Genomic DNA, 21,095 nt, shown 5'->3' with positions numbered 1-21,095 from the left:
GCGTATGAATTTGGCGATCAGCCGCGTTGTAAAAAATTGGCCAATAACGCATGGCCCTGGCGCGTGAGTATCGACTCAGGGTGAAACTGTACCCCTTCCACATCAAGGGTACGATGGCGAAAGCCCATGATCAGCCCGGGCGTTACGTCATCCTCGGCGGTCCAGGCGGTCACTTCTAGGCAGTCGGGCAGGCTCTCCTGCTCAACGACTAATGAGTGATACCGCGTCACTTCCAGCGGGTTTTCCAGCCCGCTGAACACGCCCTGCCCACGGTGTACCACGGCTGAGGTTTTACCGTGCATCACCTGGGGTGCCCGCACCACTTTGCCGCCGTACACCTGACCGATGGCTTGATGCCCCAGGCAAACGCCCAAAATAGGCAGTTTGCCCGCAAAATGCTCGATGGCCGCTAGAGAAATGCCCGCCTCGTTGGGCGTACACGGGCCGGGCGAAATCACCAGATGGGTAGGCGCCAGGGCGCACATCTGCTCCAGGGTAATCTCATCGTTGCGATAGGTCATCACCTCGGCATCCAGCTCACCCAGGTACTGGACGATGTTAAACGTGAAGCTGTCGTAGTTATCCAGCATCAACACTCTACAGCGCTTAACAGATTGAAATGGTTCAATATCGCTTGAATCTAGCTTCATCGTTACCCAGCTTGTTACCCAGGTTGGCTATCGGTTGAACGTTACCGCTGCAATGATGGGATTGTATCGTCTGAGAGTGGATGCCGCTATGCCAATAGAGTGCAGCGGATTTTGAATCCGCTGCCACACTTAAGCAGGGCCGCGCTTGCACAAGGCTTTGCTGAACAATCAACCGCTTAGCGGTTTACACTTGTTACACACAGCGCATTGGTCGCATGCAGTCTGCGACCAAAACGCGACCAACCCATAACCCAATCCGGTAGACGGCTCGCCCATGCGCTGGATATACTCGCCTAAATTACTGTATATATAACCAGCGAAAGAGAGGCGATGATGTCAGAGAAAACCTACGCTGCTTTGGTCAAGCGCGTTAAGCGGAAGATCAATAGCCCGGCCGCTCAGTCGGAAAACTGCACGGAGATCCAGCGCCAGCCGGACGACGCGGCAGACGATTGGGCGCGACTACTGGCGGATCTAGGCACGGTCGAGAACGTCACCATGGTACCGCTTGACGAGACCGCTGAGCATATCCGCATTCGCTGGAATCCTGCCGAGGCGATGTGATGGATTCGCGGTACCGGGCCACGCTCTGGAGAAAGGCGCTTGAGCGAAAGGGCTGGCGGAGAATATCTTCCATGCGTCTGCCCAGGTGCGTCATCGAGTTTCACGTGATCCAAGACGGCTACCTGTACAGCGGTCGCTGTGGCACGTTTAGCTTTGACGATAACGACATTAGACAGCCTGGCACCATGGCCTTTGTACTGAAGCGGAGAGATAGAGTTATTGAGGGCGTATGGCGGCGCGCTCGGGATCAGAGCGCCGAATGGGGAATGGTTCGCCGTCCTTGGCGATAGGCACAAAAAAACCGCTTAGCGCGGCCCGTGTGCAGTTGCGTTGTGCTGCCCTACCACTCGATAGCATCTACCGCTGCCACCGTCTCAGCCGCCCGCACTTGTTTAACCAACCGTTGCCGTCGCCCGGTGAGCTGCTGAAACTGCGTAAACCGCTCCGCATTACCCACCACAGCTTCAGACAGCTCGGCTAGCGTCTCGGTGCCGTCCTCACCGTTGCGGCCGATCAGAATGTTATCGAGCACTGGCGTTGCCGGGGCGTCGCCTTGCGGTGACGCGTGCCACTCAAGGTAGGCGCGGGCTTCGCGGTTTTGCTCTGTCCAGGACTGCTGCTCAACCTCGGGGTAGTCGCGCACCAACGGTTCGGCTTGCTCGCTGTACGCGGCGTTAATCTGTTTAGTCTTTGCCGCTTGTGCCTCGGCCAGTAACTCAGCCGGGGTTTTAGGCATCGTCACTTCGGCATCTTGTAACCAGCTCATGGGGTGGACTCCTGATCTTCTTCGGGCACTACGTCATATAGCGGTAGCTCAATCGGCCCGTAGTGGTTTTCCAGCGCGATGGGCGCGGGGAACCGTGTTTCGTGCGGGGCGTTGGGGCCGTGACCTAAGCGAATCGTGCATTCGTACTCGCTGCCATTGCGCTTCACGGTGCCGAGTTCGGGGTGTTGAGCCGTCGCGCCGTCGGGTAGTTCGGAAAGATCGTAGTCGGTGCCGTTGACGGTTAACACGGTGCTCGTGAGCGAGGCGGTGGTTTCGGGCTGGGCGCTAACAGGGTCAAGGTTAAGAATTAGTTTCAAAATGCGTACCCCTCTGCCACTAACGTTAAATTACGTACTTGCGAACCTGCTGGAACTGAATAACCAGACATCATATATAACTCTATAGTGGCGTTAGATGTTTTCCCACCTGTCACCCCTAAAGTGGATATTCTCTCTCGGGTTGCAGTATCATCAAAGTCTCCACTACTAAAACCCATCACAACGTCTACGTGTGCAGTAGAAACAAAAGCGCGGGGGAATGTCCATGTGCCGTTATATCGAGATTGGGTTTGGCTGAGTGTAAAGTCTGTTCTAATACATCTCATAAAACCATCTGCAAATAAGGTGTAGCTTCCATTGGCGTTACTTCCACGCTCAATAATCGCCCCAGTTGGTACGCCACCTTCCTGAGATACCGTCCCCAGAATATCCTTATCGCTAAGATAACGAATATGAGGCCCCCAATTAGCTCCATCCCAACGAGTTGAGCGTAACTCATTAGCATTCCCAAAAAAGAAAGCAACTGGCCTAGCGCCTCGGTTGACGACCCAACCTCCTACGGAACTTTCGCTGTAACCTATTTCCGAAACATCTATATTGTTGGCGTTAAAAAACTGATTGAGAGTACCATTGCCCGAAAAAATCTCTGCCCAAGTGACGTTAGCGTGCGTCTGTGAGCCGTCACCGCCCAGCCCAAACGCCCCCTCAGCCATCAAATCGCCAGAGCCGCCCACCACCCCGCGCCCCAGCAGCGGCCCCAGTTGTGCAATGACGCTATTTAACTCAGCACGATCAGGAAACTCAGCAATCAGTTCCGCGCTACTTCCCTGCCGACGGTAAAGCCGCATATACGCCCCGCCGCCAGGCACAGAGAAATATTTCCCGTCAGCGGTGTTCTGGCGACCTTCGGTGATCGTTGGGTAGATAGCGTTCAGGCCCATGGCCGCGTCGCGGAAACGCTGAACCTCGTTAATCAGCTCCGAAATTTTTACGTTGGCGTTGGCTAAATCCTGCTCTGCGCTCATAGCGCCCCCTTAAATTCGTGGTAGATGCGGTGCATGGCGGCGGCGGTCGCCGCGTTGCGCACCGATGCTTTGGCGGTGATCCGGGCTAGCTCGACGTGGTTGGTGTGCTGCTGCCAGCGGTGGTGGTTGCGCAGTACGGCGTTGCGCACCGTTTCGGGATCGGCACCCAGCGCCTTGGCTTCGGCGGTGAGCCGTGGCCCGCCGCCAGCCTTCGCTTCCGCCAATTTTTCCCGATAAACATCGGCTTGGGCGGGGTCGATGTGCCGCGCCTTGGCCGCTGCGCTGTCGATCAACGCCAGGTAGTGCGCCTCGGCATCGTCGCGGCGGGCGAACGTGTGGGCGTTAAGCGTCGTCAACGGTCACCTCCTCGACGCGGTCCAGGTACTCGATGTGGCCGCTTAAACGGATCTCATACGTGCCGGGCAGGTCATAGCTAACCACCAGCGGCGTGCCATCGGTCACGGTATCCATGCCGTTGGTGGCCACCGTTAAGCCAGCGGGCAAGCCCGCTAGCGTGACGGTCAGGCCATCGATACTTTGCTCGGCATCAATCGGGCGCTTGGCGTGAATCTCGCCCGTGGGAGCGTCGACGTAGTGGGTGTCATCGCGCACGGTGTTATCGCACGGAATGTAGAGATATGGCCCTTTAGAGACCCACGCGATACGCCCGCTGGGCTCAGCGACGGCGTAGCGATGCTCTATGATGTCATCCATATATCACCTAAATGATGTATCGAGGCCGAGGGTACGACCTGCGATGGTTGCATTACCGCCTACGGCATAGACGTAGACGCTGTAAGTTGACTGGCCGGAGCTCTCGCTGCCGACGTGAGCCGTGATCGAGAGGGTTTTCGTGCCGCCGGGGCGGGCCACGACCACTTGCCCATTCCGGCGAATTTCTATTCCCCCCAGTTCACCCGATGTCACACCAAAGGACAGATCAACGATGACGTTGGCACCTCTGGCATTGATCGAATCAGCGAGAATCGGCGCCCAACCCTGCCCGGGTGTGATCGTCAGCAAACTGCTAGCAGCGGTGGAGGTACGCAGCGTGACCGCGTTGCCCGCCAACTGCAGTGTGTCGATCGAAGCAATGCCCATCTGGGCGTTAGTAATAGTGACGTTCTGAATCTGGGCCCAATTAACGCTAAGCTGATCCGCCGCGATGTACTCGGCCTGCAGCTTGCCGTTTTGGAACACCAGGCTGCCGTCGCTGCTACGCAGCTTGGTGAATAGCAGCTGCTTGATCAGCGCGTCGTTCATCACCACCGAGCCGCCGTCCAAAATCATGGGGTAAGCGGCGTCATTGCTATCGGGATGTGCGAAGTAGATTCGGTCAGCGCGGAACCCCAGCAGGCTCTCCTCACCATCGTCGCCCAGTCCAAACCCGGACACCCGCCCGCCGTTGTCGATGCGCAACGTCCACATCGCCTCTAACCGCTGGGTAGTCTGGTTGTACTGCGCTTGGGTGGACTGCTGAACGCTGGCCAGCTCGTCGTCAAACTCGGATTGCACCGTGTTGATCTGCTGCGCTAGTGATGAAACAGCGTTAGCGCGGGTCGTGGCCTCGCTCTGGATAGCCGCACTATTGCTGTCCGCTTTACTTTGCGCAGTGTTGATCTGTGAGGTCAGCGAGCTAACGGCGTTAGCGCGGGTGGTTGCTTCGCTCTGAATGGCTGAGGCGTTGTTACCCGCCGTCACCACCAGTTCGTCAATCCGCCGCGCCATCGCGTCGTCAATGCGATAGCCGCGAATGTTGGTCACGTAGAGGTCACCGTTGCCGCCGGTTTCCCGGCGAATCAACACCCGAGCCTGCGTCGCGCCTTGCGGTGCAACCACGGTAAACGGCTCGCTTTTGGCCCATGATGTGCTGGTGGTAGAGATCGTGATGTAGTCCCACTGCTCGCTCAGCCCCTCCCCGCTCCAGCCCACATAAAACCGGAACGTCGCACTGCTGGACGCCCCGGCCGTGGCGTAGTCGATCATCAGCGTGTACACGTCGCCCGCGACAACAGGCATGTACTCGCTGCGCAGACGCTGCAGGTCGGTGTGCCCAGTATTCGGGAAACGTGCTGAATAACGGGCGGGCATCGTTTTCACAGCGTTGGAACCACTGTTGAGATTCCGCTCGGTAATCTGCATTTCCGACCAGACCAGCTCCCAGCCAGCAAACGTGCCGGTGCTGAACAGCCCGTTTTTAACCACCGATTCCCCCGCAATCGCGGTTTCGATCAGCGTGTTCACGGCGGCGATGTCGCCGCCTAATGAGCTGTTAACGGACTGAATCAGGTTGCTCAGCGCGCTATCCGCGTTAGCGCGGGTGGTTGCCTCCTCTTGAATCGCGGCCGTGTTGCCGTTGGCGGTGGCCACCACGTTATCAACACGGTTAGACAAAGCGCTGTCGGCATTAGCGCGGGCGGTTTGCTCTGAGCTGATCGCCGCCGTGTTGCTGTTCGCCGTGGCGACTACCGCGTTAATCCGCTGGCTCAGCGAGCTATCCGCGCTGGCACGGGTCGTCGCTTCGCTTTGAATCGCGGCGGTGTTGTCGTCAGCTTTGCTAATCGCAGTGCTGACCTGCTGAGTCAGCGCCTGATCGGCGCTGGCACGGGTGCTGGCTTCGTTCTGAATCAGCGCGGCGTTGCTGTTGGCTTTGCTTTGCGCCGTGTTGATCTGCGACGTGAGCGCGTCCACCGCGTTAGCCCGGGCGATGGCCTCGCTTTGGATAGCCGAGGCATTGCTGTTACTGGTGGCAACGACGCTATCAATCCGTTGACCCAGCGCCTCATCGGCATCCGCCCGTGCCGTGGCTTCGCTTTGAAGTGCAGCGGTGTTATCCGTGAAACTCGCGGCCTGCTCTTCAATGAGCTGTGCTAATGCCTCGTTTTCATTCGCCCGCACCAGGGCTTCCCGCTCAATTGCAGCGTTGGCATCCCCGATCTGAGCCAGTAGCTGCTCATTCACCACCGTTTGCGCTTCCCACTGGGTCACGCGGGTTTGCACGGTGTACTGATACGACGCCGCGTTAACGCCCTCAGCGGCGATCATCACCCGCTGCAGCGATGCCAGGTACTCATCTTCACTGGCAGAGACCTGCTGCAGTTCTTCGAGTGTGGCTTCACCTCCTTCAATCCGTGCGGTTTGCTGTAGCAGATCTTGGGCGAGGGCCTCGGTTTCCGTTGTCCACGCCTCACGCTCGGCCACAATCGCCGCGGCGTTCTGCTGAGTGCTGGCCTGTAGGGTTTGCACATCCTCTGCCAGCGCATCGGTGGCCGTGGTACGGGCGGTAGTTTCCTGCTGAATGGCAGCGGCGTTACTGTTCAGCTGCGCCTCAAAGCCGCTGAGTTCCTGCGCCACGGCCTGCTGTTGATCGACCAGCGCTTGCTGAATCTGCTCGATAGCCGCCGTGACTTCGGGAATGTCTGTCTCCGCGAAGGTCACCAACAGGCGGTCGACCTCTACACCGTTACCTCCGCCAGCGGTGCTACCCCAAATCGCCACGGCGTGCTGAGCGCCGCCGGTGCCCTCGGGCACGTCGATCACTACATCGTAGAACGCCCACTCAGCGGACGGCGTAAACCGCTGCCACTGCACCGACTGCCCAGCGACCTGATACGCCAACGCAAACTCTGCCGCCGCGCCGGTGGCGGGCTGCTTGGCATAAATCGCTAGGCGGATCTCATGCCCGGAAAACTCTGCCGCCGTTTCCGGCGCGATGATGCGACGCACGCCACCGCTGTTGGGGTTAGCACTGCTGGTGGTCGACGTGACCAACGCGGATTGCAGCCCGCTGTACACGCCGCTGGTGACGGCGCTAATGCCGTTGCCGCTGGTCGCGCTCCAGGCATCAAAATCCGAACCCGGTTCAAACCCACTGTTCAGCGATGGGCGAGCATCGAGGCGGGCAGAGAGGATGCCTACTTGTGTGGCAAGCGAGCTGTACTGATCAATACGAATCTGCCGCTCGTCGAGAATCAGCGCCGCGTTGTCATCCACTTTGCCACTCAGTTGGCTGATCTGAGTGGCCACCACTTCTGCATCGTTAATGCGGATCTGCGTCATCGTGTAGATCGATGCCGCCGTGGCGTCGTACGCCGCCGCAATCGCGTTGAGCTCTAAACCCAGCAGGTCGAACTCGGCTTCTACCGTGTCGCTCAACTGGGTAATCGCAACGGTGCGGTTTTGCGTCTCAGCGGCGATAGCATCGGCACGGGCCTGGGCTTCGGCAGCGAACGAATCAATCCGCTCGCTGCGCTCCTGATCTAACGCATCAATCCGCGCCTGCTGCTCGGCAGTGATTGCCGCTGAACGGGCGGCGGCCTCGTCCGCAATCTCTTGCGTACGCGCCTGGGCTTCGGCAGCGATCGCGTCGGCACGGTCGGAGGCTTCGGCGCTGAGTGCATTAGCCCGCGCCTGGGCTTCAGCGGCTAACCCCTCGGCCCGCGCCTGGGCTTCGGCGTTGAGGGCTTGGGCGCGTGTGGCCGCTTCCTGCGCTACCTGCTGGGCAACGCTGCCCTCTAGCGATGCAGGGCCGTCGATTTTGTCGATACGCTGTTGGAGGGATTGATCGAGGGCGCTTTCGCGGATCTCGCCTGTAAGTGCCTCTAACAGCTTTTCGGGGGTGGTGTCGGTGGTCGCTTGCACCGGATACCACGCGCTCACGCCGTAAGCGTTGGCACCGCGCACGTAGTAGTAATACGTGGTGCCGGGGCTTAGCTCGGTGTCCGTCAGGTCGGTGGAAACCGTCAGGCGCACCGCGTTACTGGTGATCTGGTTTAACGCTAAGGCGACGTTAGACCGCCAGAACTCGAACATCTGCCCCGGGTACGCCCCGCGTGGGCGTAGCGTGATCGTGAAGGTGCCTACTTCAATATCGACGCTATCCGGCGGCACCGGCAGCAACAGGCCCGCGATGTTGGTGGTCAGCGCGGCCCATGGCGAGGCGGTGCCGATGCCGGTGATGCCGCGTACGCGGATCATCCACTGGCCCGGCTCTACGTCGCGCAAATCAACGCTAGTCCCGCTCTCGGTGTACACCGTGCGCCAACGCAGGTCAGTCGGGCCTTGCACTTCTACCAAGTAACGCAATACGCGGGGGTCGTCGCTGGGCGTCCAGCTAATCGTCATGCCCTGGTGTTCGGTGCCACCGGCAAGGTAGGTAAACGCCTGCGCGGTGAGACTGTACGGGGCCACGACCGGGCCGGTGGGCAGTAGCGAGTAGTCAGGCTCCGGCAGGTCTAGTCCTAGCTCGATGCGCCCGTACTTGGTCGGGTCATGCTCCAGCGCGGTGATGTGATACACCCGCGCCGCTTCTTCGATGTTGGCAAGCACGCGAAAGCGCCGGGGCTCTACGGCTTGGCTTGATAAAATCCACACCGCGCCCACGATGGGCGGCGCGGATAGCGGATTAGCCAACGCCACTTCATCACCGTTGAACGATGCCACGGCGCGGCGCTCCACTGCCCCGCTGGGCAGCATGACGTCGAGGAACCAGTTAGCGCCGCTGGCCTGTTCCGGCACGTTATCGAGTGTCAGCGCCTCAGTGCCGGCGACCACAACGCGACCGCCCAGCCGCGCCCCGGCGGTGGTCGGGTCGGAAACGCTGATAATATCGCCGGGCCGCACGTCGGCATGGTCCAGGCTCGCCCGGTAGCTCACGGTTTCGGTTTCGGCGCGCTCGCTGGCCAGCGTCCATTTGCCTAAGCGGTGCGCTTGCCCACGGGAAGTACACGCCACCGCGTTGATCTCCAGCGGCCGCCAGCCGTACAGCTCAATTGCCTCGGCATCTTCGACCACCTCTACCTGCTGACGGTAGTTATCGTTGGGGTCGTTGTAGCTCACCATCGCCACGCTGTGGCGCGCCTTTAGCCCGGTGCCTTCATAGACGAACTCGCCGTCGATGACGTTGGCAGGCGTCACCAATTTCACCGGGTCGGCGGGCATATCGGCCACCGGCATGACGGTGTTGGTGCCCCAATAGGTCATGCCACGAAACGCGCTGGCGAGCGTGTGCAGCGCGGTGATGGCATCTTCCGCGCTGGCTAGCACGGTGTTGAACGTGAAACGCGGCTCTTCGCCGCCGAAGCCGTCCGGCACCCGCTCATCACAGTATTGGGCGATCTGATACAGCGCCCATTTATCGACGTTGGCCAGCGCCGCCCCGTAGCGGGTTTTGGTGGCTAGGTCGTAGTAGCACCATGCCGGGTTATCGCTCCACGCCAGCTTGAAATTGCCGCCCCAAAAACCGCTATAGCTGCGGGTGGCCGGGTCGTAGTTATCCGGCACGCGGATGATGAGCCCTTTTACGTCATAGCTACGGGCGGGAATCTGGTTGCCGAACTGCTGGGCGTCGACTTCCAGGGCCACCAGGGCGGTGTCCGGGTAGCTCAGCTTGGCGTCGATGACTTCGGTGTACGTGGCCCAATAGGTGGCGTTGTTCAGCGTGGCCGCGTCGCTATCCGGGGTAATGCGGCGAACGCGCACGTCCCATGGGCCGCTGCCGGTTAGCTCAATGCGATAGGTGCGCTGGTACGGGCTGGTGGTTTTGCCCGCGATAGTGTCACGCTTACGCTCTGCCCACGTGCCGCCCATGGGGCGTACATCGATGGCCACCTCGACAGATGCGCCCAACAAATCACCGTTGCTGGTGTTCTGTTCGTTCAGCGCAGGCAGCTGCACCGTCACGCGCACGGCGTCTGCATCCAGGTTACCCACAGTGCGCACGATGGGCGCGCCTTGGGTCACCTCGGTAGAGACATCGTTGGCGGTTTCGACGGCGGGGAAACCGGGGATATGTGGCTGGTCAGGCTCGCCCGTGCGCGTATGCACGGTAACGCCCTGAAAGTTGAACGCGCCGCTTTCGTCCTGCAGCGGGGTATCGTCCAAGAACACCGACTGCAGGCCGTTGGCGAGGCCGACAATCTCCCCCTCCCCCAGCGCATCGATGATGCGGGCCTTGCTGGTCGAACGCAGCGTGTTGGGCGCTTCCTGCGGCGTGCGCTGGCTGCCGCCGCCGCCTTTACCGCCACCGCCCGCACCTTCAATCCATTCAGCTGCGCTCATGTGTCTAACTCCTCGGCGGTCATGCCCGCGCTAATCACGATGCTGCCGGTTTTCATGCGCCCGTAAATCACGGGCATGGGCAGCCCCTGCGTTGACGTATTCACCGGGCCGTTAAACAGGAACGAGGGGCGCTGGTCGGGGCGTTCGCGCTCTTCATAATTGCTCTGGGGGGACGGTGCCAGCATCATCGAAACGCCGCCCAACGCAAGGCTGACGCCCAGCCCGGCCACCGCGCCCTTGGTGATGATGCCCGCCCCAAACGCCCCCGCACCGGGCACAAGGAAGCTCGCCCCAATCAAGGCCGCGCCCGCCAGGGCTTTGCCTACGCCATCGCTGCCTGCCCCTTCTATGGCGGGCATTAGGTGCAGGGTGTCCGCATTGCCAAGCGCCAGCGCTAACCCCTGCGCATCCAGCGCGGTGCCGTTCTGTGCGCTACCGCGCACGACCTGCCACTCCCCTTGCTCTAACGCGTCACGAAAGCCCGCCAGCTGGGCGCATAGGGCGCGCACCGCTTCGGCGGTATCGCGCACCGCTAATGAAAAAGGCCCGCCGAAGCGAGCCTTTAGGGAACCGTGCAAGTGTAGGTTGATCATCCATCTAACTCGCTGTGTCTTAACCAATGGGTAATATGGGGCAGCCAGCGGCCTAGCGGCTCGCGTACCGATAGCCGCGAATCATCGACCGGCAGCCGCCCACACGGGTGATGCAGCGCCAGCCCATGCTCCAGCACAATGCCGCCGTGGCTGGGTACGGGGCTGCGTAGCTGGGCCAGCCACATATCGCCGGGGCGCGCTTCGTGCTGCTCGATCATCCGAAAGCCCGCCGCCGCGAACCCGTCGCGGTAGAGGTCTTGGCCGTTACGCCACCACTCCCAAGAGCGTGGAAACTCCGGCAGCGTGATGCCGTGGCTCTCGGCGTAGTAGTCACGAATTAGCCCGTAGCAATCCGCGATGCCATGCACGAACCCCCGCCCTACCAGCGGCGGGCGGCCATCGTGGCCCCACCAGCGGATGGGGGTGGTCTGCTCGCCGTCGGTGGCCACAATGCCCCACGGCACCCCGCTCGCCAGCTGGCCGCGCATATCGGCCTCACTGGGGCAGTCGGGGTAATCCGGGTGGCTATGCACCACCGCCAGCAGCCCCACCGCCTGCGCATGCACCATGTCCACCTTGGCCACCCGGAACGTCTCGGCGGGGCGGGCGGCGACGTTCTCGACCTGTTGGCAGCCCTGCGTGGTAATCAGCCACACCGCCTCATTGGGGTACGCCGCCAGCGCCCCGGCGCGGATCTGTTCAGCAAATTTTTTAAACATAAGCACCACTGTATGGAATACCATCGCACGTTAGAGGCATTGCAATAAGCATTGCTTAACCTGATTCTCCTAGCTTCCATTAATTTAGGAGTACGTAAGAATGTCGAACAACGATGTTTTGAGCGAAGTTAGAGCTGTTTCTTACGCAGTTAGATGCTTAGCGGCAACGCTGAAAGAATCAGGCCACTTGGATGCTGAACGCTACGTAGCGAGAATGCAGTCGCAGATAGATAATATTGACACCTATAACGGCGTCACCAATAAACCTATCTTCACAACTACTCTCAATAGATTTATTGATGATATTGATAGCGTTAAGAAGAGCGACTCGTAGCAATTTCTTCAGCGAGCGCGCTATCAAAACGCGCTCGCATTCGGGCCTCTTCAGCAATTGCGGTTAATTCTTCTGATGATAACCCGTTCTTTTTAAGCACTACCCGATCCTGCTTACCCTCTAGCGCAGCTCTTAATTCTGCTAGTTCAGCGTCTTGCGTGCTAAGCGCCTGAAATAGTGTTTGAACCTGATATTGCAATTCAGCAACGTCTTGCATGGTTTGCTTATCCATAAATCACCTCACACTCGGCCAACACCAGGAAAGGCGCGGGTTGGCAACACGCCGTTTTGCCCAAAGCGTAAGCGGCAATCACTCAGCCGCTTGCCGCACTTGTCGTTACCTGGGGCGGCGGGGGTGCCGCTGGGCTCCCATTCGCCGGTGCCCGCGTAGGGGCATGTCACGCCCTCATAGCGGTACTGCGTGCCGTCCCACCAGCGGTAGCGGTGGGTACAGCTATCGCGCAGCACCTGCCGGGCGGGGATCTTGCGGCCCTGCTGGTCCATTTCGACCGATAGCTCGAACGTGATAGCCGTGCGGTTCTGGGCCTGTTTGCGCTCGATGGTGTAGTGATCGACCGGGAATAGCGCCTCCGGGTCCGGGTCGGTGCCATCGTCTAGGTGCTTGCGGTAGGTGCGCAGCCGCTTGAACGGCACGCCTACCAGGTCGTCAGCGCTCAGCACCAGGCTTAAAAAGGCCAGCTGCATGGCGGTGATGTTAAGCGTGGGCCGGGGTAACGTGCCTTGCCCGCTCCACTCGAACCCTTCGGCCTGAATCGGCAACGGCTGGTACTGGTAGCCGTTGAACAGCGCCGGGCCACCGTTCACCGGCTCCGGGCAGAAACGCAGCACGCCCTCGCCAAAGCGGGTGGCGTCCAGCTCGAACAGCGTCACGATGGCGTCTTGGTGCAGCTGCTGGGATTCCCGCGCAATCAGCTGGCTCATGGCGTGAAATCCTCTTCAAAGGTGGCGGTGATGGAAGCAAACATCGTTCGGGTGGGTCGCTGCCCACTGAGCTGAGTGCACACATATTTGCGTGGGGCGTCTTCCCAGGGTGGCTGCCACAGAAACGGCTCTACCCCTTTTCGGCTGAGCAGGAAGGGGTAGAGCTGGTCGTATTCATCGCGATCGAGCAGCGACCAAGACACGCGCCAGTTTTCGCTGACGCTATTGATGCCGCTGGGGGCGCGCTGTGTGTAGCCATCCCCGAATTTCACAGTATCCACACGAAACTCTGGCTGTGGCTCCATGCCGTAGTCGGGCGCAATATCGGGCAGCGTTTCCATACTCACTTCCTATACAGCAGGCCACCGGGCCGCATTTGCTTTTGCAGTACGCGAACGACTGCCCCTTCTACCGCCTGCCCAATGGTTTGGCCTTGCTGTTGCGCTTGCTCTTGGTTCATCCCCGGGGCGGCGTGCACCGTGACCGGCACGCTCACGCTGAACGACACGTTCTGCTGAGAGGTGTGGTTATGCTGATTGAAGCGCTCAAGGCTAACGGGGCCGGGCGAGCTAACATAGCCGCCATCGGCATAGCCCTGACTCAAACCAAGGGTCGGAATGGCTGGCGGTGAATCGGGCACCACATAACCGCCGTTGGCAAACTGCGCCGCCACGCCTTGGTTAAGGGCTTCGAGCATGGGCCGCACGCCCGGGCGCTCAACGACACTCTTCTGCACCACGAACTCCCCCCGGTGCACAATGCCCGCGGGTTCAAGCCTGCCGCCAGCGCCGGTGTAGCCACCTTCGGAAAAGCCGCCAAACAAGCCACCCACTGCACCGCTTACCCAATTGCCGATAGGTGCCGTCACGGTTTGGCGTAACGTGATGCGGGCGATGTCTTGCGCGATGCCACCTAACACACTGCGCAACCCTTCCCCTTGAATGATGGCGTTCTCAAAGGCGCTTTCAAACGCGAAGCCAAGGTCTTGCGCGGCCTGGTTGTTTTGCTCCGTCACCTCTTTAACAACGTTGCCGGTTTCCCGTTGTGATGCCTGAAAAGACTCCTGCAACATGCCCATGGCCTGCATGTATTGCACGGTGGTCATGCGGCCCGTGGCCAGCGCCAAATTCAGCGTGCCCACGTCCTGCGCGTACTGCCGTGCGGCGCGGCGGTTGGGCTGGATGCGGTCCAGCAGGTTTTCGTAGCTGTTGGCGAGGGTGGTGGTTTTGTCGACTGCCTTTTCGGTGCTGTCTGTTAGGCCGTCGATGGTGATTTGTAATTCGCGCTTAATGTCCTCGCTATCCGCATCAGCGGCATTCATCTCCTCAATGCGTCGTGTGAGCTTAGTAATGGCCTCCTCGCGGGCATTGATTTGATTGTTGATGCTTTCTAGCTGAGCTCGCTGTCGATCAGCGCCTGCGGTAAGGTCGCCTTGCTGGCCTTGGCCGTAGCTGTAGGGCTCGCTAGCAGTGCGCTCAAGCCGTGCCAAGTTTTCCTCTGCTTGCTGCGCAGCGGTTTGAAGGCTGACTAGCTCAGCAGTAAATGCGGCCACCTCAAACTTCAGCATGGAGTCCGCAGCGCCATCCACGCGCAGTGCCAGCTCATCAACAGCACCAGCAGCGGTGATAGCGGGGCGCTCCACCAACCCTAGCTCTTCACGGAAATAGTAAATTGCGCCCGCCGCCACTACGGCTGCGCCGACCGGGCCGCCCACCAGCGCAAGGGCGCCAGAGGCTGCGCGGGTGGCACCGGCCAACGCGGTCTGTGCGGCAGCAGCGGTGGTGGAAACCCCAGCCATGCGCGCCAGCGCCATTTGATAGGCGATAGACTGCTGGGTAGCCGCCAGTTTTGCCGCCGTAGCAGTAGCGAACGCTCCCGCGTAGCGGCCAGCCATCAACGCAGCCAAGACCTTGCCGCCGTCGATCAAATGCCCCACCACCACTTCGGCGCCACCCACCTGCTGAATAAACGCGTTGGTCTCTTGTAGGCCCGCTGTCATGGCAGGAACTAGCTCAGCTAGCAAGGTTTGGCTTACTCCCTGAGCGGCAAACTTTAGGCGATCGACCTCATCGTTATAGCTTGCCATGGCATTGGCGGTGTCTTGGCTGATCGTCAGTCCCAGCGCGTCCGCCTCTGCGCGCATCGCGGCCATGGCACCAGTGCCCTGGTTAACGATCTGCACCAGTTTTACGCCCTCGCTATCCCATAGCTGCTGGGCAAGGCGCACCCGCTCACTGCTGTTTTCCACGCCTTGCATGGCTTCCGCAATGCGTTCGAACTGATCTTCTGGGGCCAGCTGGTTCAGCTCTTGAGCGCTAAGGTTGAGGCGATCCAGCGCCGCGACGGCTACCCCTGTGCCTGCAGCGGCTTCGGCAATACGCCGAGTTTGGCGCTGCCAAGCGGTGGTTAATTGACCAAATTCTACACCGCTTAACTTGGCCACGTAGCTGTACTGGCTCAGCGCCTCGGTGCTGGCCCCAATCCGTAGATTGGTTTTTTGCAGCTGGTCACCCCAGTCGATCTGACTTTGCAAGGTATTGGCCGCAAACATGCCTGCAATAACACCAGCAATAGGCGCGGCGGCGCGACGCAGCACGCCCAAACCTTGGCTAGTGGCGTTAACGTCTTGGTTAAACTGACGGCTACGGCGTGAGCCGCGGTCAAAGCCCTGGTTGAGCTTGCCTAGTTCGTCATCCGTGGCCTTGATGGCCCGAATGCCACCACTGGCATCCCCGGTGATGATTAAGCCAGTTTTATAAGTTTGAGCCATGAGGCCACCTCAAATTGCGGGCACAAAAAAGCCCGCACGTGGCGGGCTGGATGATTGTCTGCTTTAGATCATGGTCTGTACGTTTTACTGCACATATAACCCATAACCGTTACCACCTGGGAAAGACTTCCAGGAGCATATTGAAACGTGTACGCCTCAATGGCTTTATAAGCCGCGGCCTGAAGACCCGGGGCTTCAATGCCTCCAGCCCACATCAGCAAGCTGTCTTCTGATTCTCCACTGCTTACGCGATCTCTGACTTCCATAGCCATCTCGGTTAGCTTTTGTCGGTCTCTGCATTCGTTAATTGTTTGACCGAAAGCTAAAGAAGGAAATAACACGATTAAAAAAACCGCTCTCAAAATCATCTTCATTGCTACGCTCCGTGCCTACGCGCCAGCCATTATGATCTAACTCCACAAAGTCGCCGCAGCCTTCACATAGCTCGGTGTAGGTATCGCCCTTTCTACAAAGGACGCGAAAATGCTTGGCTGCTACGCTTTCGCCAAAGAGCTTTACCGCACAGTTCCGGCAATATTCAGCCACGACAAATTCCCCGTTGAGTCACCCCAACAGGGAACGTAGCGCACTTGGTTAAGTTTGGCTAGGCTTTACCGCGCCAGCGTGCTTTGCAGGCAGCCAGTGGTTTTGGCGAGCGAGCCGACGAAGTTCTGAATATGCGCCAGCTTTTCCTCTGCTTTGCGCTTCTGAATGCCGCGTGTTTGGCAGAGGTGTGTGAGCGCTTTTAGCTCTTCTTGGATGCCTGCCACGCTACCCACCTGCAGAGTGGCCCCGGTGCGGGCGGCTTCTAAGAGTTGCTTAATCAGGCGGCGAATATCGGAGTAGTACATGGCATCCATGCCTACCAAGTGGTGCTCTTGCCATTCGTTCCAGGGCCGCGTGATTGGGTAGTCGATGCTTTCTACCGTGGGGGCGGGTAGCGCTTGCTTGCCCAGGTACTCGCCTTCCAGCGTCATGCGGTGGATGTACTCCACGGCCTCGGGCAGTTGCTCGGGGGTTAGCTCGTCGATGTGTTCGACGTTGAACCGGTGGTGCACCAGCGAGTAAGCAGCGCTGTGCATTAAGCCGCGCTTGGTGGTCAACATGGTGACCGCTGCCCGAAGGCCCGCACGCTCGTCGGGTGTCACGGTGCGCGCAAGTTTTTCCGCCATCCAGTTGAAGGCGTTGATGTAGGCTTCTTTGATCTGCGCGGCCTTCTGGCCAGTAAAGCCCATCACCAAAAACATGAAGCCGTCTTTGTCCATTTCGACCACTTTGGAGCGGCGTTTAACTGCCCCTGCCTGAATCACCTCCTCGTGAGCGCAAAAATGCGCTGACGTGAATTTCTCGCTGCAATCAAGCTTGTCGATCTTGCGAAGCACGTCACGATGGTTCTTTCCGAAAGCAGCAGCAACCTTCAGGGATGTGGTACGTAAAGCACCCTGAACCGACTTGATGAAGTCTTCAGGGTTAGAGGTAATATGGGTGCTGGTAATAGCTGTCATGATGAGGCTCCGTTTATCTATACCTCACGTGAATCCATTTTTGGACTCACGGGAGAAAAGGGATCCGCCACCACTGTCGCCATTCAGATGGGGGCGGACTGCGCAGGGTTGGCGAACCGGGATAAACGGAAACCGGCATACCCGAAGGTATCCCCACGCAGCCCGCCATAACAGGCATAAAAAAAGCGCTGTCATAAGCGCCTTGTGCTGCGCCGTTTAATTCCAGGTCGCCAAACCCGAGCCACTGATTTTGCAGCGGCAAGGGAATGTTGGCCCAACTCGGCGCAGGCGTCAAGCTGCCTGTGCATTATGGCGGCGTTGCCCGCTGTTCCCAAGCCTCCCGATTGACCTGTTTGCATCATCAGTGGAGCGGCGGACGCCCACAAAAAACCCCGCCGGGGCGGGGTTTTCGTCGAGGCTTGCGCCTCTGTCTCGGTACTGTTGGTGCAGCGCCGATCTTCGAAAGGTCTGATGACACCTTCACTTTATGCGTTTTCTTGAACGGCTGCAAATTAAGCGATACTTCCCTTTCTGTGCTCACAACACCTGCAGGCCTTTCCGCTGCGCCGCCAATCGTGCCCTGCTTTGATCGAAGCCTTCTCCCGTTTCGCAAGACGCCATGAACACTTCCATCATGGAGTGGCCGTTCTGCTCTTCGTAGGCTTTGGAGCCCGCCAGCACCACTTCCATGCCGATAGCACTGAGCGCCTTCATCACTCTGCCTGTATTCTGATGATGCTCCTTCCAGTCGGGCTGGATGTCTACGCAAGGAACGCCCAGCAACCGGGTAATGGCAGCCTCCCAGTCGGCGTAACACAGGTAAACCATCGTCGGGAGAATACGCTGGTTGTGGGGGTCGCCTGCGCTGTTGCCCGTCGCTTGCTCGTAATCGTTGATGGGGTCAATAAAGATGGCGGATAGCGTGTCTTGATCGACGCGGCTGCCGTCCTTCCCCACTGCCTGGGTGACGAGCGCCAGCAGCTTACCCATATTGACCATACCCTGCATGACAGGCTGGCCGTCCATGAGCCATGCCACCACGCTTTCTTTGCTGTTGAGTTCCATGTGAGTCATTACTCCAAAGATAAAGGCAGTTGGACGCGCTCTCTCCAATACGCTCGCTCCGACTGCAGCACTGGCTTTTCCCAGCGTCGACGAGCTAGCCCGCGCGCATGATCGCTCGCCAAGGCGCTGCTTTGACTCTCTCGCTGTTCGGCTAGGTACAGCTGCTGAATATCGCTTGGAGCCGATCGCAGCAACGCATCAATTCTAAGGTCGCACCAAACTGCAAAGTCGTCATCAAGCCATCGAGCGAACGCTACGGCAAGCTTTGGGTGAAGCCATGTACCTTGAAATGAGCCGCCCTTTTTACTCACCACAAGACCGAAGTCCGATTTTCGGACATCGGTTTTCTTGAGCGCCCTGGCCAGTGCAGCCATGTAGCGCTTCGTTGATGACAACTCTAGCCATTTCGCAGGCCGCTTGCCAAAGCGCTTGGCTATATCAGTAGCGTTGATCCATGCATCGGTATTGAAATTGACAGTATGGCCATTGTATTGAAGCGGTATAACGCTCGCATTCATGAGAGTGTTCCTTCTGGTGATGAGCCATGTCCACCGGGCATCAGCAATCCACAGAGTCAGCACCAACTGCTGGCCCCATGACTCATCCCGGAAGGCTCTGTGTGTTAGCGGCGGTGGATGCCGCGCATAAAAAGCCCCGGCGGGTGCCAGGGCATTGTTGATTGCTGCTAGAGGTGCAGCGAATTGAAGTCGGTAAAGATCGTTACGCCACAAAAGCCCCAACCCCATCGGGCAGGTGCCGCACGTTCGTAAGCTCCATGGCCTTGAGACGCTGCTGATTTTCAAACTGGTAAACCAGCTCGACGCGGGCGTCGATAGCCTGGGCCATTTGCTGCTGTTGCTCGGCTTCCTGATCAGCCATGCGGTGCTGTTCGTTGAGCGTATCCAGCGCGCCCGTTTCGATGTGCTGGATCTGCGCCAGCAAGGCGTCTTGCTCCTCATGGTTCAACCGTGCAAATTTGGGGTGGCCGTACAGGGCGGTGTAATCGATGCCCTGGTGATGTACGCCGCCCATCCCAGCAATCACGCGCCACTGTGTGCGTAGTGCGTTGAACAGCTCTAGCGCTGGCCAGTGTTCTTCCCACACCCCAAACGTTTCGGGCGCGGCGGCGCGAGGCTTTTTGCGCTGGATGCCCCACGCCTTGGCGTCTTCTTCGGTGTGGTCTTTAATCGACCGGGCACCCGCCCACCACCGGCCAGCGCCGCTTAGTTTTTTGCGGCGGCCTGGCTACGGCCTTCTTGGGCAGCGAACCATGAGAGGATCAGCGGGCGGCGGATGTAGGTGGTTTGCATTAGCTGCTCCACCAGCTCTTTCCTGAACGGCATATCGCTGCCGGTTTCGTCCTTGATGCCGGTGACGTTCTCCAAGTCGTCCAGCAGCTCTTCGTCGTTTTTCTTGCCTGCCTGCTGCGCTTCTACCGTGGCGCGGTAGGTATCCCAGTCGTGCAGTTTCCAGGTGGCTTGGATAGTAGCGGTCTTCTCTTCGCCCGGTACGTGAACGGGTACATCAACGGTGGTGGTGGGGATCTTTTTCAGCACTAATGACATGGTGTGTTCCTTGATGGTGATAAGCGTTAACAAACACGCCGCCTCAGCGGGCGGCGTGGTGTGGTTGGTTGGTTGGTTGGTTTAGGTGAAGACGTACTTCACGTCGTCGTCGTTGCTGCCGGTGGGCAGGTAACGGATTTCCATGCCGTAGTGCATGATGCCTTGGTTGTCGCTGGGCGTGATGTTCGCCGCCTGCGCCTGCAGCCCTTCGGCGGTGATGATGTTGCCGGAGGAAGTGCCGTGAGTGAGCGCGACCGCGCCCAGCGTGACGCCCTGGTGGCTTTCGACCTTTTCAAAGGCGTTGAAGTCGGCCAGCGCGGGGGCTTCGATGGTGATGTTGCCCGTTACGCGGCGGTCAGTAATGTGCACGCCTTCATAGCCCACCAAGTTGCGGTATTCCACCTGGTTGCCTGCGTTTTGGCTGAACGCCTGCAGGCGGGCTGGGTAACCGAACAGGGTAAACGTGCTGTTCTGCTTGTTAATCGGCACTTCACCGGCCACCGTGCTTTCTGCGCCCTGCACGCTGGGGGCGTTTTCGGGGCGGCTGTACAAGCCAGTGAGGTTAAATTGCCAGTACGGCAGGCTCTGGGCATCGGCGCCGATTTCGTAGGTGCCGCGTGCCCCGCGAATCTCTTGCACCTGGCCGTCCTCATACCACCAGATCGTCACGCTATCCATGCCCTGCGACACAGGCTCATAGGTGACGCTTTCGCTATCGACGGTGTTGTCGATGGTTTCGGAGAGCCCACAGGCACGCAGCAGCGGGGAGTACGCGGGCGGCTCGCCAGCGGTACCGGAACCGGAAAACGGCACGCGAATTTGCCGTTCGACGTTGGGGCCGGTATTGATTTGCTCAAACCCACCGAACCCGTAGCGCATGCGTTCACGCTCCACGGTGTTACCCGCGTAGGGGTTGCCTGCATCCAGCATGACCACCTCTAGGATGGTGGCGGTGGCAGGGTCAGGGGCTACACCGTACTGGGTTTCTACGGCCACCACGGCTAGGCGGCGTCGCCATTGCTTACTCATCGGAATCTACCTCGGGCTTGGTCGCCGCCTTGGCGGGCTTGGGCGCTGCGCTGGTGGCGGGCACCGGGGCAGCTGCGGGGTTGGCTTGGGCCGTTTTCGCGGGCTTCGCGGGCGTGGGCTGGGTGTTGTGTACCAGCACGCGCTTGCCGCCACGGATCTCGTAGCGGCCTCCTGCATTGGGCATGGGGGATACCTCCGGGCATAAAAAACCCGCACGCGGCGGGGTTTGGG

The 21,095-nt window shown here is 59.5% G+C and carries 23 protein-coding genes; 2 read left to right on the top strand and 21 right to left on the bottom strand.

Going from position 1 to position 21,095, the window contains the following annotated elements:
- Nucleotides 1-17: 17 nt before the first annotated feature.
- Nucleotides 18-590: an aminodeoxychorismate/anthranilate synthase component II gene (locus AB6K10_RS09785; RefSeq protein WP_339118588.1), complete on the bottom strand. Its 573-nt coding sequence runs from the start codon at nucleotides 588-590 to the stop codon at nucleotides 18-20.
- A gap of 390 nt (nucleotides 591-980) precedes the next feature.
- On the opposite strand from AB6K10_RS09785, the gene AB6K10_RS09780 reads away from it, so the two are divergent.
- Nucleotides 981-1,214 (top strand): DUF1654 domain-containing protein, encoded by a 234-nt coding sequence (locus AB6K10_RS09780; protein ID WP_339118587.1) that lies wholly within the window; start codon nucleotides 981-983, stop codon nucleotides 1,212-1,214.
- A gap of 340 nt (nucleotides 1,215-1,554) precedes the next feature.
- Here AB6K10_RS09780 and AB6K10_RS09775 read toward each other — a convergent pair whose 3' ends face one another.
- The 8 genes from AB6K10_RS09775 to AB6K10_RS09740 are packed head-to-tail and all read right to left on the bottom strand — an operon-like array spanning nucleotide 1,555 to nucleotide 11,654.
- Nucleotides 1,555-1,980: a hypothetical protein gene (locus AB6K10_RS09775; protein ID WP_339118586.1), complete on the bottom strand. Its 426-nt coding sequence runs from the start codon at nucleotides 1,978-1,980 to the stop codon at nucleotides 1,555-1,557.
- Nucleotides 1,977-2,297: a hypothetical protein gene (locus AB6K10_RS09770; protein WP_339118585.1), complete on the bottom strand. Its 321-nt coding sequence runs from the start codon at nucleotides 2,295-2,297 to the stop codon at nucleotides 1,977-1,979. Before AB6K10_RS09770 ends, AB6K10_RS09775 begins: the two co-directional genes overlap by 4 nt.
- Nucleotides 2,294-3,283, bottom strand: a complete 990-nt coding sequence (locus AB6K10_RS09765; protein WP_339118584.1) for a hypothetical protein — start codon at nucleotides 3,281-3,283, stop codon at nucleotides 2,294-2,296. Before AB6K10_RS09765 ends, AB6K10_RS09770 begins: the two co-directional genes overlap by 4 nt.
- Nucleotides 3,280-3,639, bottom strand: coding sequence for a hypothetical protein (locus AB6K10_RS09760; RefSeq protein WP_339118583.1), 360 nt, complete (start codon nucleotides 3,637-3,639; stop codon nucleotides 3,280-3,282). The genes AB6K10_RS09765 and AB6K10_RS09760 overlap by 4 nt, the downstream gene beginning before the upstream one ends.
- Nucleotides 3,626-3,997, bottom strand: a complete 372-nt coding sequence (locus AB6K10_RS09755; RefSeq protein ID WP_339118582.1) for a hypothetical protein — start codon at nucleotides 3,995-3,997, stop codon at nucleotides 3,626-3,628. The genes AB6K10_RS09760 and AB6K10_RS09755 overlap by 14 nt, the downstream gene beginning before the upstream one ends.
- Before the next feature lie 3 nt (nucleotides 3,998-4,000).
- On the bottom strand, nucleotides 4,001-10,342 hold the full coding sequence (locus AB6K10_RS09750) for a phage tail protein (RefSeq protein ID WP_339118581.1): 6,342 nt from the start codon (nucleotides 10,340-10,342) through the stop codon (nucleotides 4,001-4,003).
- Entirely contained in the window at nucleotides 10,339-10,935 is a 597-nt protein-coding gene (locus tag AB6K10_RS09745) for a hypothetical protein (RefSeq protein WP_339118580.1), read from the bottom strand. Before AB6K10_RS09745 ends, AB6K10_RS09750 begins: the two co-directional genes overlap by 4 nt.
- Nucleotides 10,932-11,654, bottom strand: coding sequence for a Mov34/MPN/PAD-1 family protein (locus AB6K10_RS09740; RefSeq protein ID WP_339118579.1), 723 nt, complete (start codon nucleotides 11,652-11,654; stop codon nucleotides 10,932-10,934). Before AB6K10_RS09740 ends, AB6K10_RS09745 begins: the two co-directional genes overlap by 4 nt.
- A 100-nt stretch (nucleotides 11,655-11,754) precedes the next feature.
- Here AB6K10_RS09740 and AB6K10_RS09735 point away from each other — a divergent pair, with 100 nt between their 5' ends.
- The gene (locus AB6K10_RS09735; RefSeq protein WP_339118578.1) at nucleotides 11,755-11,988 is read left to right on the top strand and encodes a hypothetical protein; all 234 of its coding nucleotides are present in this window, start codon (nucleotides 11,755-11,757) and stop codon (nucleotides 11,986-11,988) included.
- Here the strand turns inward: AB6K10_RS09735 and AB6K10_RS09730 are convergent.
- The 12 genes from AB6K10_RS09730 to AB6K10_RS09675 all read right to left on the bottom strand — a co-directional run bounded on the left by AB6K10_RS09730 (nucleotide 11,969) and on the right by AB6K10_RS09675 (nucleotide 21,048).
- Nucleotides 11,969-12,220, bottom strand: a complete 252-nt coding sequence (locus AB6K10_RS09730) for a hypothetical protein (protein WP_339118577.1) — start codon at nucleotides 12,218-12,220, stop codon at nucleotides 11,969-11,971. The two genes, AB6K10_RS09735 and AB6K10_RS09730, sit on opposite strands and share 20 nt — an antisense overlap.
- Before the next feature lie 8 nt (nucleotides 12,221-12,228).
- Entirely contained in the window at nucleotides 12,229-12,930 is a 702-nt protein-coding gene (locus tag AB6K10_RS09725) for a phage minor tail protein L (RefSeq protein WP_339118576.1), read from the bottom strand.
- Nucleotides 12,927-13,271: a phage tail protein gene (locus AB6K10_RS09720; RefSeq protein ID WP_339118575.1), complete on the bottom strand. Its 345-nt coding sequence runs from the start codon at nucleotides 13,269-13,271 to the stop codon at nucleotides 12,927-12,929. Before AB6K10_RS09720 ends, AB6K10_RS09725 begins: the two co-directional genes overlap by 4 nt.
- A gap of 2 nt (nucleotides 13,272-13,273) precedes the next feature.
- Nucleotides 13,274-15,700: a hypothetical protein gene (locus tag AB6K10_RS09715; RefSeq protein WP_339118574.1), complete on the bottom strand. Its 2,427-nt coding sequence runs from the start codon at nucleotides 15,698-15,700 to the stop codon at nucleotides 13,274-13,276.
- A gap of 68 nt (nucleotides 15,701-15,768) precedes the next feature.
- Nucleotides 15,769-16,074 (bottom strand): hypothetical protein, encoded by a 306-nt coding sequence (locus tag AB6K10_RS09710; protein ID WP_339118573.1) that lies wholly within the window; start codon nucleotides 16,072-16,074, stop codon nucleotides 15,769-15,771.
- Between the two features lie 237 nt (nucleotides 16,075-16,311).
- Entirely contained in the window at nucleotides 16,312-17,205 is an 894-nt protein-coding gene (locus AB6K10_RS09705; protein ID WP_339118572.1) for a Rha family transcriptional regulator, read from the bottom strand.
- A gap of 537 nt (nucleotides 17,206-17,742) precedes the next feature.
- Nucleotides 17,743-18,270: a hypothetical protein gene (locus AB6K10_RS09700; RefSeq protein WP_339118571.1), complete on the bottom strand. Its 528-nt coding sequence runs from the start codon at nucleotides 18,268-18,270 to the stop codon at nucleotides 17,743-17,745.
- A gap of 8 nt (nucleotides 18,271-18,278) precedes the next feature.
- A complete protein-coding gene (locus tag AB6K10_RS09695) occupies nucleotides 18,279-18,788 on the bottom strand; it encodes a KilA-N domain-containing protein (protein ID WP_339118570.1) in 510 nt (169 codons plus the stop codon).
- Nucleotides 18,789-18,990: 202 nt separating this feature from the next.
- Nucleotides 18,991-19,419 carry a DUF1799 domain-containing protein gene (locus tag AB6K10_RS09690; RefSeq protein ID WP_339119613.1) on the bottom strand — a complete coding sequence of 143 codons (429 nt, stop codon included), beginning with the start codon at nucleotides 19,417-19,419 and terminating at the stop codon, nucleotides 18,991-18,993.
- A 74-nt stretch (nucleotides 19,420-19,493) separates the two neighbouring features.
- Nucleotides 19,494-19,835, bottom strand: coding sequence for a hypothetical protein (locus tag AB6K10_RS09685; RefSeq protein ID WP_339118569.1), 342 nt, complete (start codon nucleotides 19,833-19,835; stop codon nucleotides 19,494-19,496).
- Nucleotides 19,836-19,916: 81 nt separating this feature from the next.
- A complete protein-coding gene (locus AB6K10_RS09680; protein WP_339118568.1) occupies nucleotides 19,917-20,864 on the bottom strand; it encodes a phage tail tube protein in 948 nt (315 codons plus the stop codon).
- The gene (locus tag AB6K10_RS09675) at nucleotides 20,857-21,048 is read right to left on the bottom strand and encodes a hypothetical protein (protein ID WP_339118567.1); all 192 of its coding nucleotides are present in this window, start codon (nucleotides 21,046-21,048) and stop codon (nucleotides 20,857-20,859) included. The genes AB6K10_RS09680 and AB6K10_RS09675 overlap by 8 nt, the downstream gene beginning before the upstream one ends.
- Between the last annotated feature and the right edge of the window lie 47 nt (nucleotides 21,049-21,095).

The organism is Halomonas sp. BMC6, from assembly GCF_964204995.1.
In the GTDB taxonomy this organism is placed as follows: Bacteria; Pseudomonadota; Gammaproteobacteria; order Pseudomonadales; family Halomonadaceae; genus Vreelandella.
Note: the sequence above shows the minus strand (reverse complement) of the source record. Positions and strands in the feature narration are given on the sequence as shown.

Excerpts from the sequence above, each read along its gene's own strand:
- AB6K10_RS09785 (WP_339118588.1), bottom strand. The coding sequence starts at position 590 with ATGCTGGATAACTACGACAGCTTCACGTTTAACATCGTCCAGTACCTG.
- AB6K10_RS09780 (WP_339118587.1), top strand. The coding sequence starts at position 981 with ATGATGTCAGAGAAAACCTACGCTGCTTTGGTCAAGCGCGTTAAGCGG.
- AB6K10_RS09775 (WP_339118586.1), bottom strand. The coding sequence starts at position 1,980 with ATGAGCTGGTTACAAGATGCCGAAGTGACGATGCCTAAAACCCCGGCT.
- AB6K10_RS09765 (WP_339118584.1), bottom strand. The coding sequence starts at position 3,283 with ATGAGCGCAGAGCAGGATTTAGCCAACGCCAACGTAAAAATTTCGGAG.
- AB6K10_RS09755 (WP_339118582.1), bottom strand. The coding sequence starts at position 3,997 with ATGGATGACATCATAGAGCATCGCTACGCCGTCGCTGAGCCCAGCGGG.
- AB6K10_RS09750 (WP_339118581.1), bottom strand. The coding sequence starts at position 10,342 with ATGAGCGCAGCTGAATGGATTGAAGGTGCGGGCGGTGGCGGTAAAGGC.
- AB6K10_RS09745 (WP_339118580.1), bottom strand. The coding sequence starts at position 10,935 with ATGATCAACCTACACTTGCACGGTTCCCTAAAGGCTCGCTTCGGCGGG.
- AB6K10_RS09740 (WP_339118579.1), bottom strand. The coding sequence starts at position 11,654 with ATGTTTAAAAAATTTGCTGAACAGATCCGCGCCGGGGCGCTGGCGGCG.
- AB6K10_RS09735 (WP_339118578.1), top strand. The coding sequence starts at position 11,755 with ATGTCGAACAACGATGTTTTGAGCGAAGTTAGAGCTGTTTCTTACGCA.
- AB6K10_RS09730 (WP_339118577.1), bottom strand. The coding sequence starts at position 12,220 with ATGGATAAGCAAACCATGCAAGACGTTGCTGAATTGCAATATCAGGTT.
- AB6K10_RS09725 (WP_339118576.1), bottom strand. The coding sequence starts at position 12,930 with ATGAGCCAGCTGATTGCGCGGGAATCCCAGCAGCTGCACCAAGACGCC.
- AB6K10_RS09720 (WP_339118575.1), bottom strand. The coding sequence starts at position 13,271 with ATGGAAACGCTGCCCGATATTGCGCCCGACTACGGCATGGAGCCACAG.
- AB6K10_RS09715 (WP_339118574.1), bottom strand. The coding sequence starts at position 15,700 with ATGGCTCAAACTTATAAAACTGGCTTAATCATCACCGGGGATGCCAGT.
- AB6K10_RS09710 (WP_339118573.1), bottom strand. The coding sequence starts at position 16,074 with ATGAAGATGATTTTGAGAGCGGTTTTTTTAATCGTGTTATTTCCTTCT.
- AB6K10_RS09705 (WP_339118572.1), bottom strand. The coding sequence starts at position 17,205 with ATGACAGCTATTACCAGCACCCATATTACCTCTAACCCTGAAGACTTC.
- AB6K10_RS09700 (WP_339118571.1), bottom strand. The coding sequence starts at position 18,270 with ATGGAACTCAACAGCAAAGAAAGCGTGGTGGCATGGCTCATGGACGGC.
- AB6K10_RS09695 (WP_339118570.1), bottom strand. The coding sequence starts at position 18,788 with ATGAATGCGAGCGTTATACCGCTTCAATACAATGGCCATACTGTCAAT.
- AB6K10_RS09685 (WP_339118569.1), bottom strand. The coding sequence starts at position 19,835 with ATGTCATTAGTGCTGAAAAAGATCCCCACCACCACCGTTGATGTACCC.
- AB6K10_RS09680 (WP_339118568.1), bottom strand. The coding sequence starts at position 20,864 with ATGAGTAAGCAATGGCGACGCCGCCTAGCCGTGGTGGCCGTAGAAACC.
- AB6K10_RS09675 (WP_339118567.1), bottom strand. The coding sequence starts at position 21,048 with ATGCCCAATGCAGGAGGCCGCTACGAGATCCGTGGCGGCAAGCGCGTG.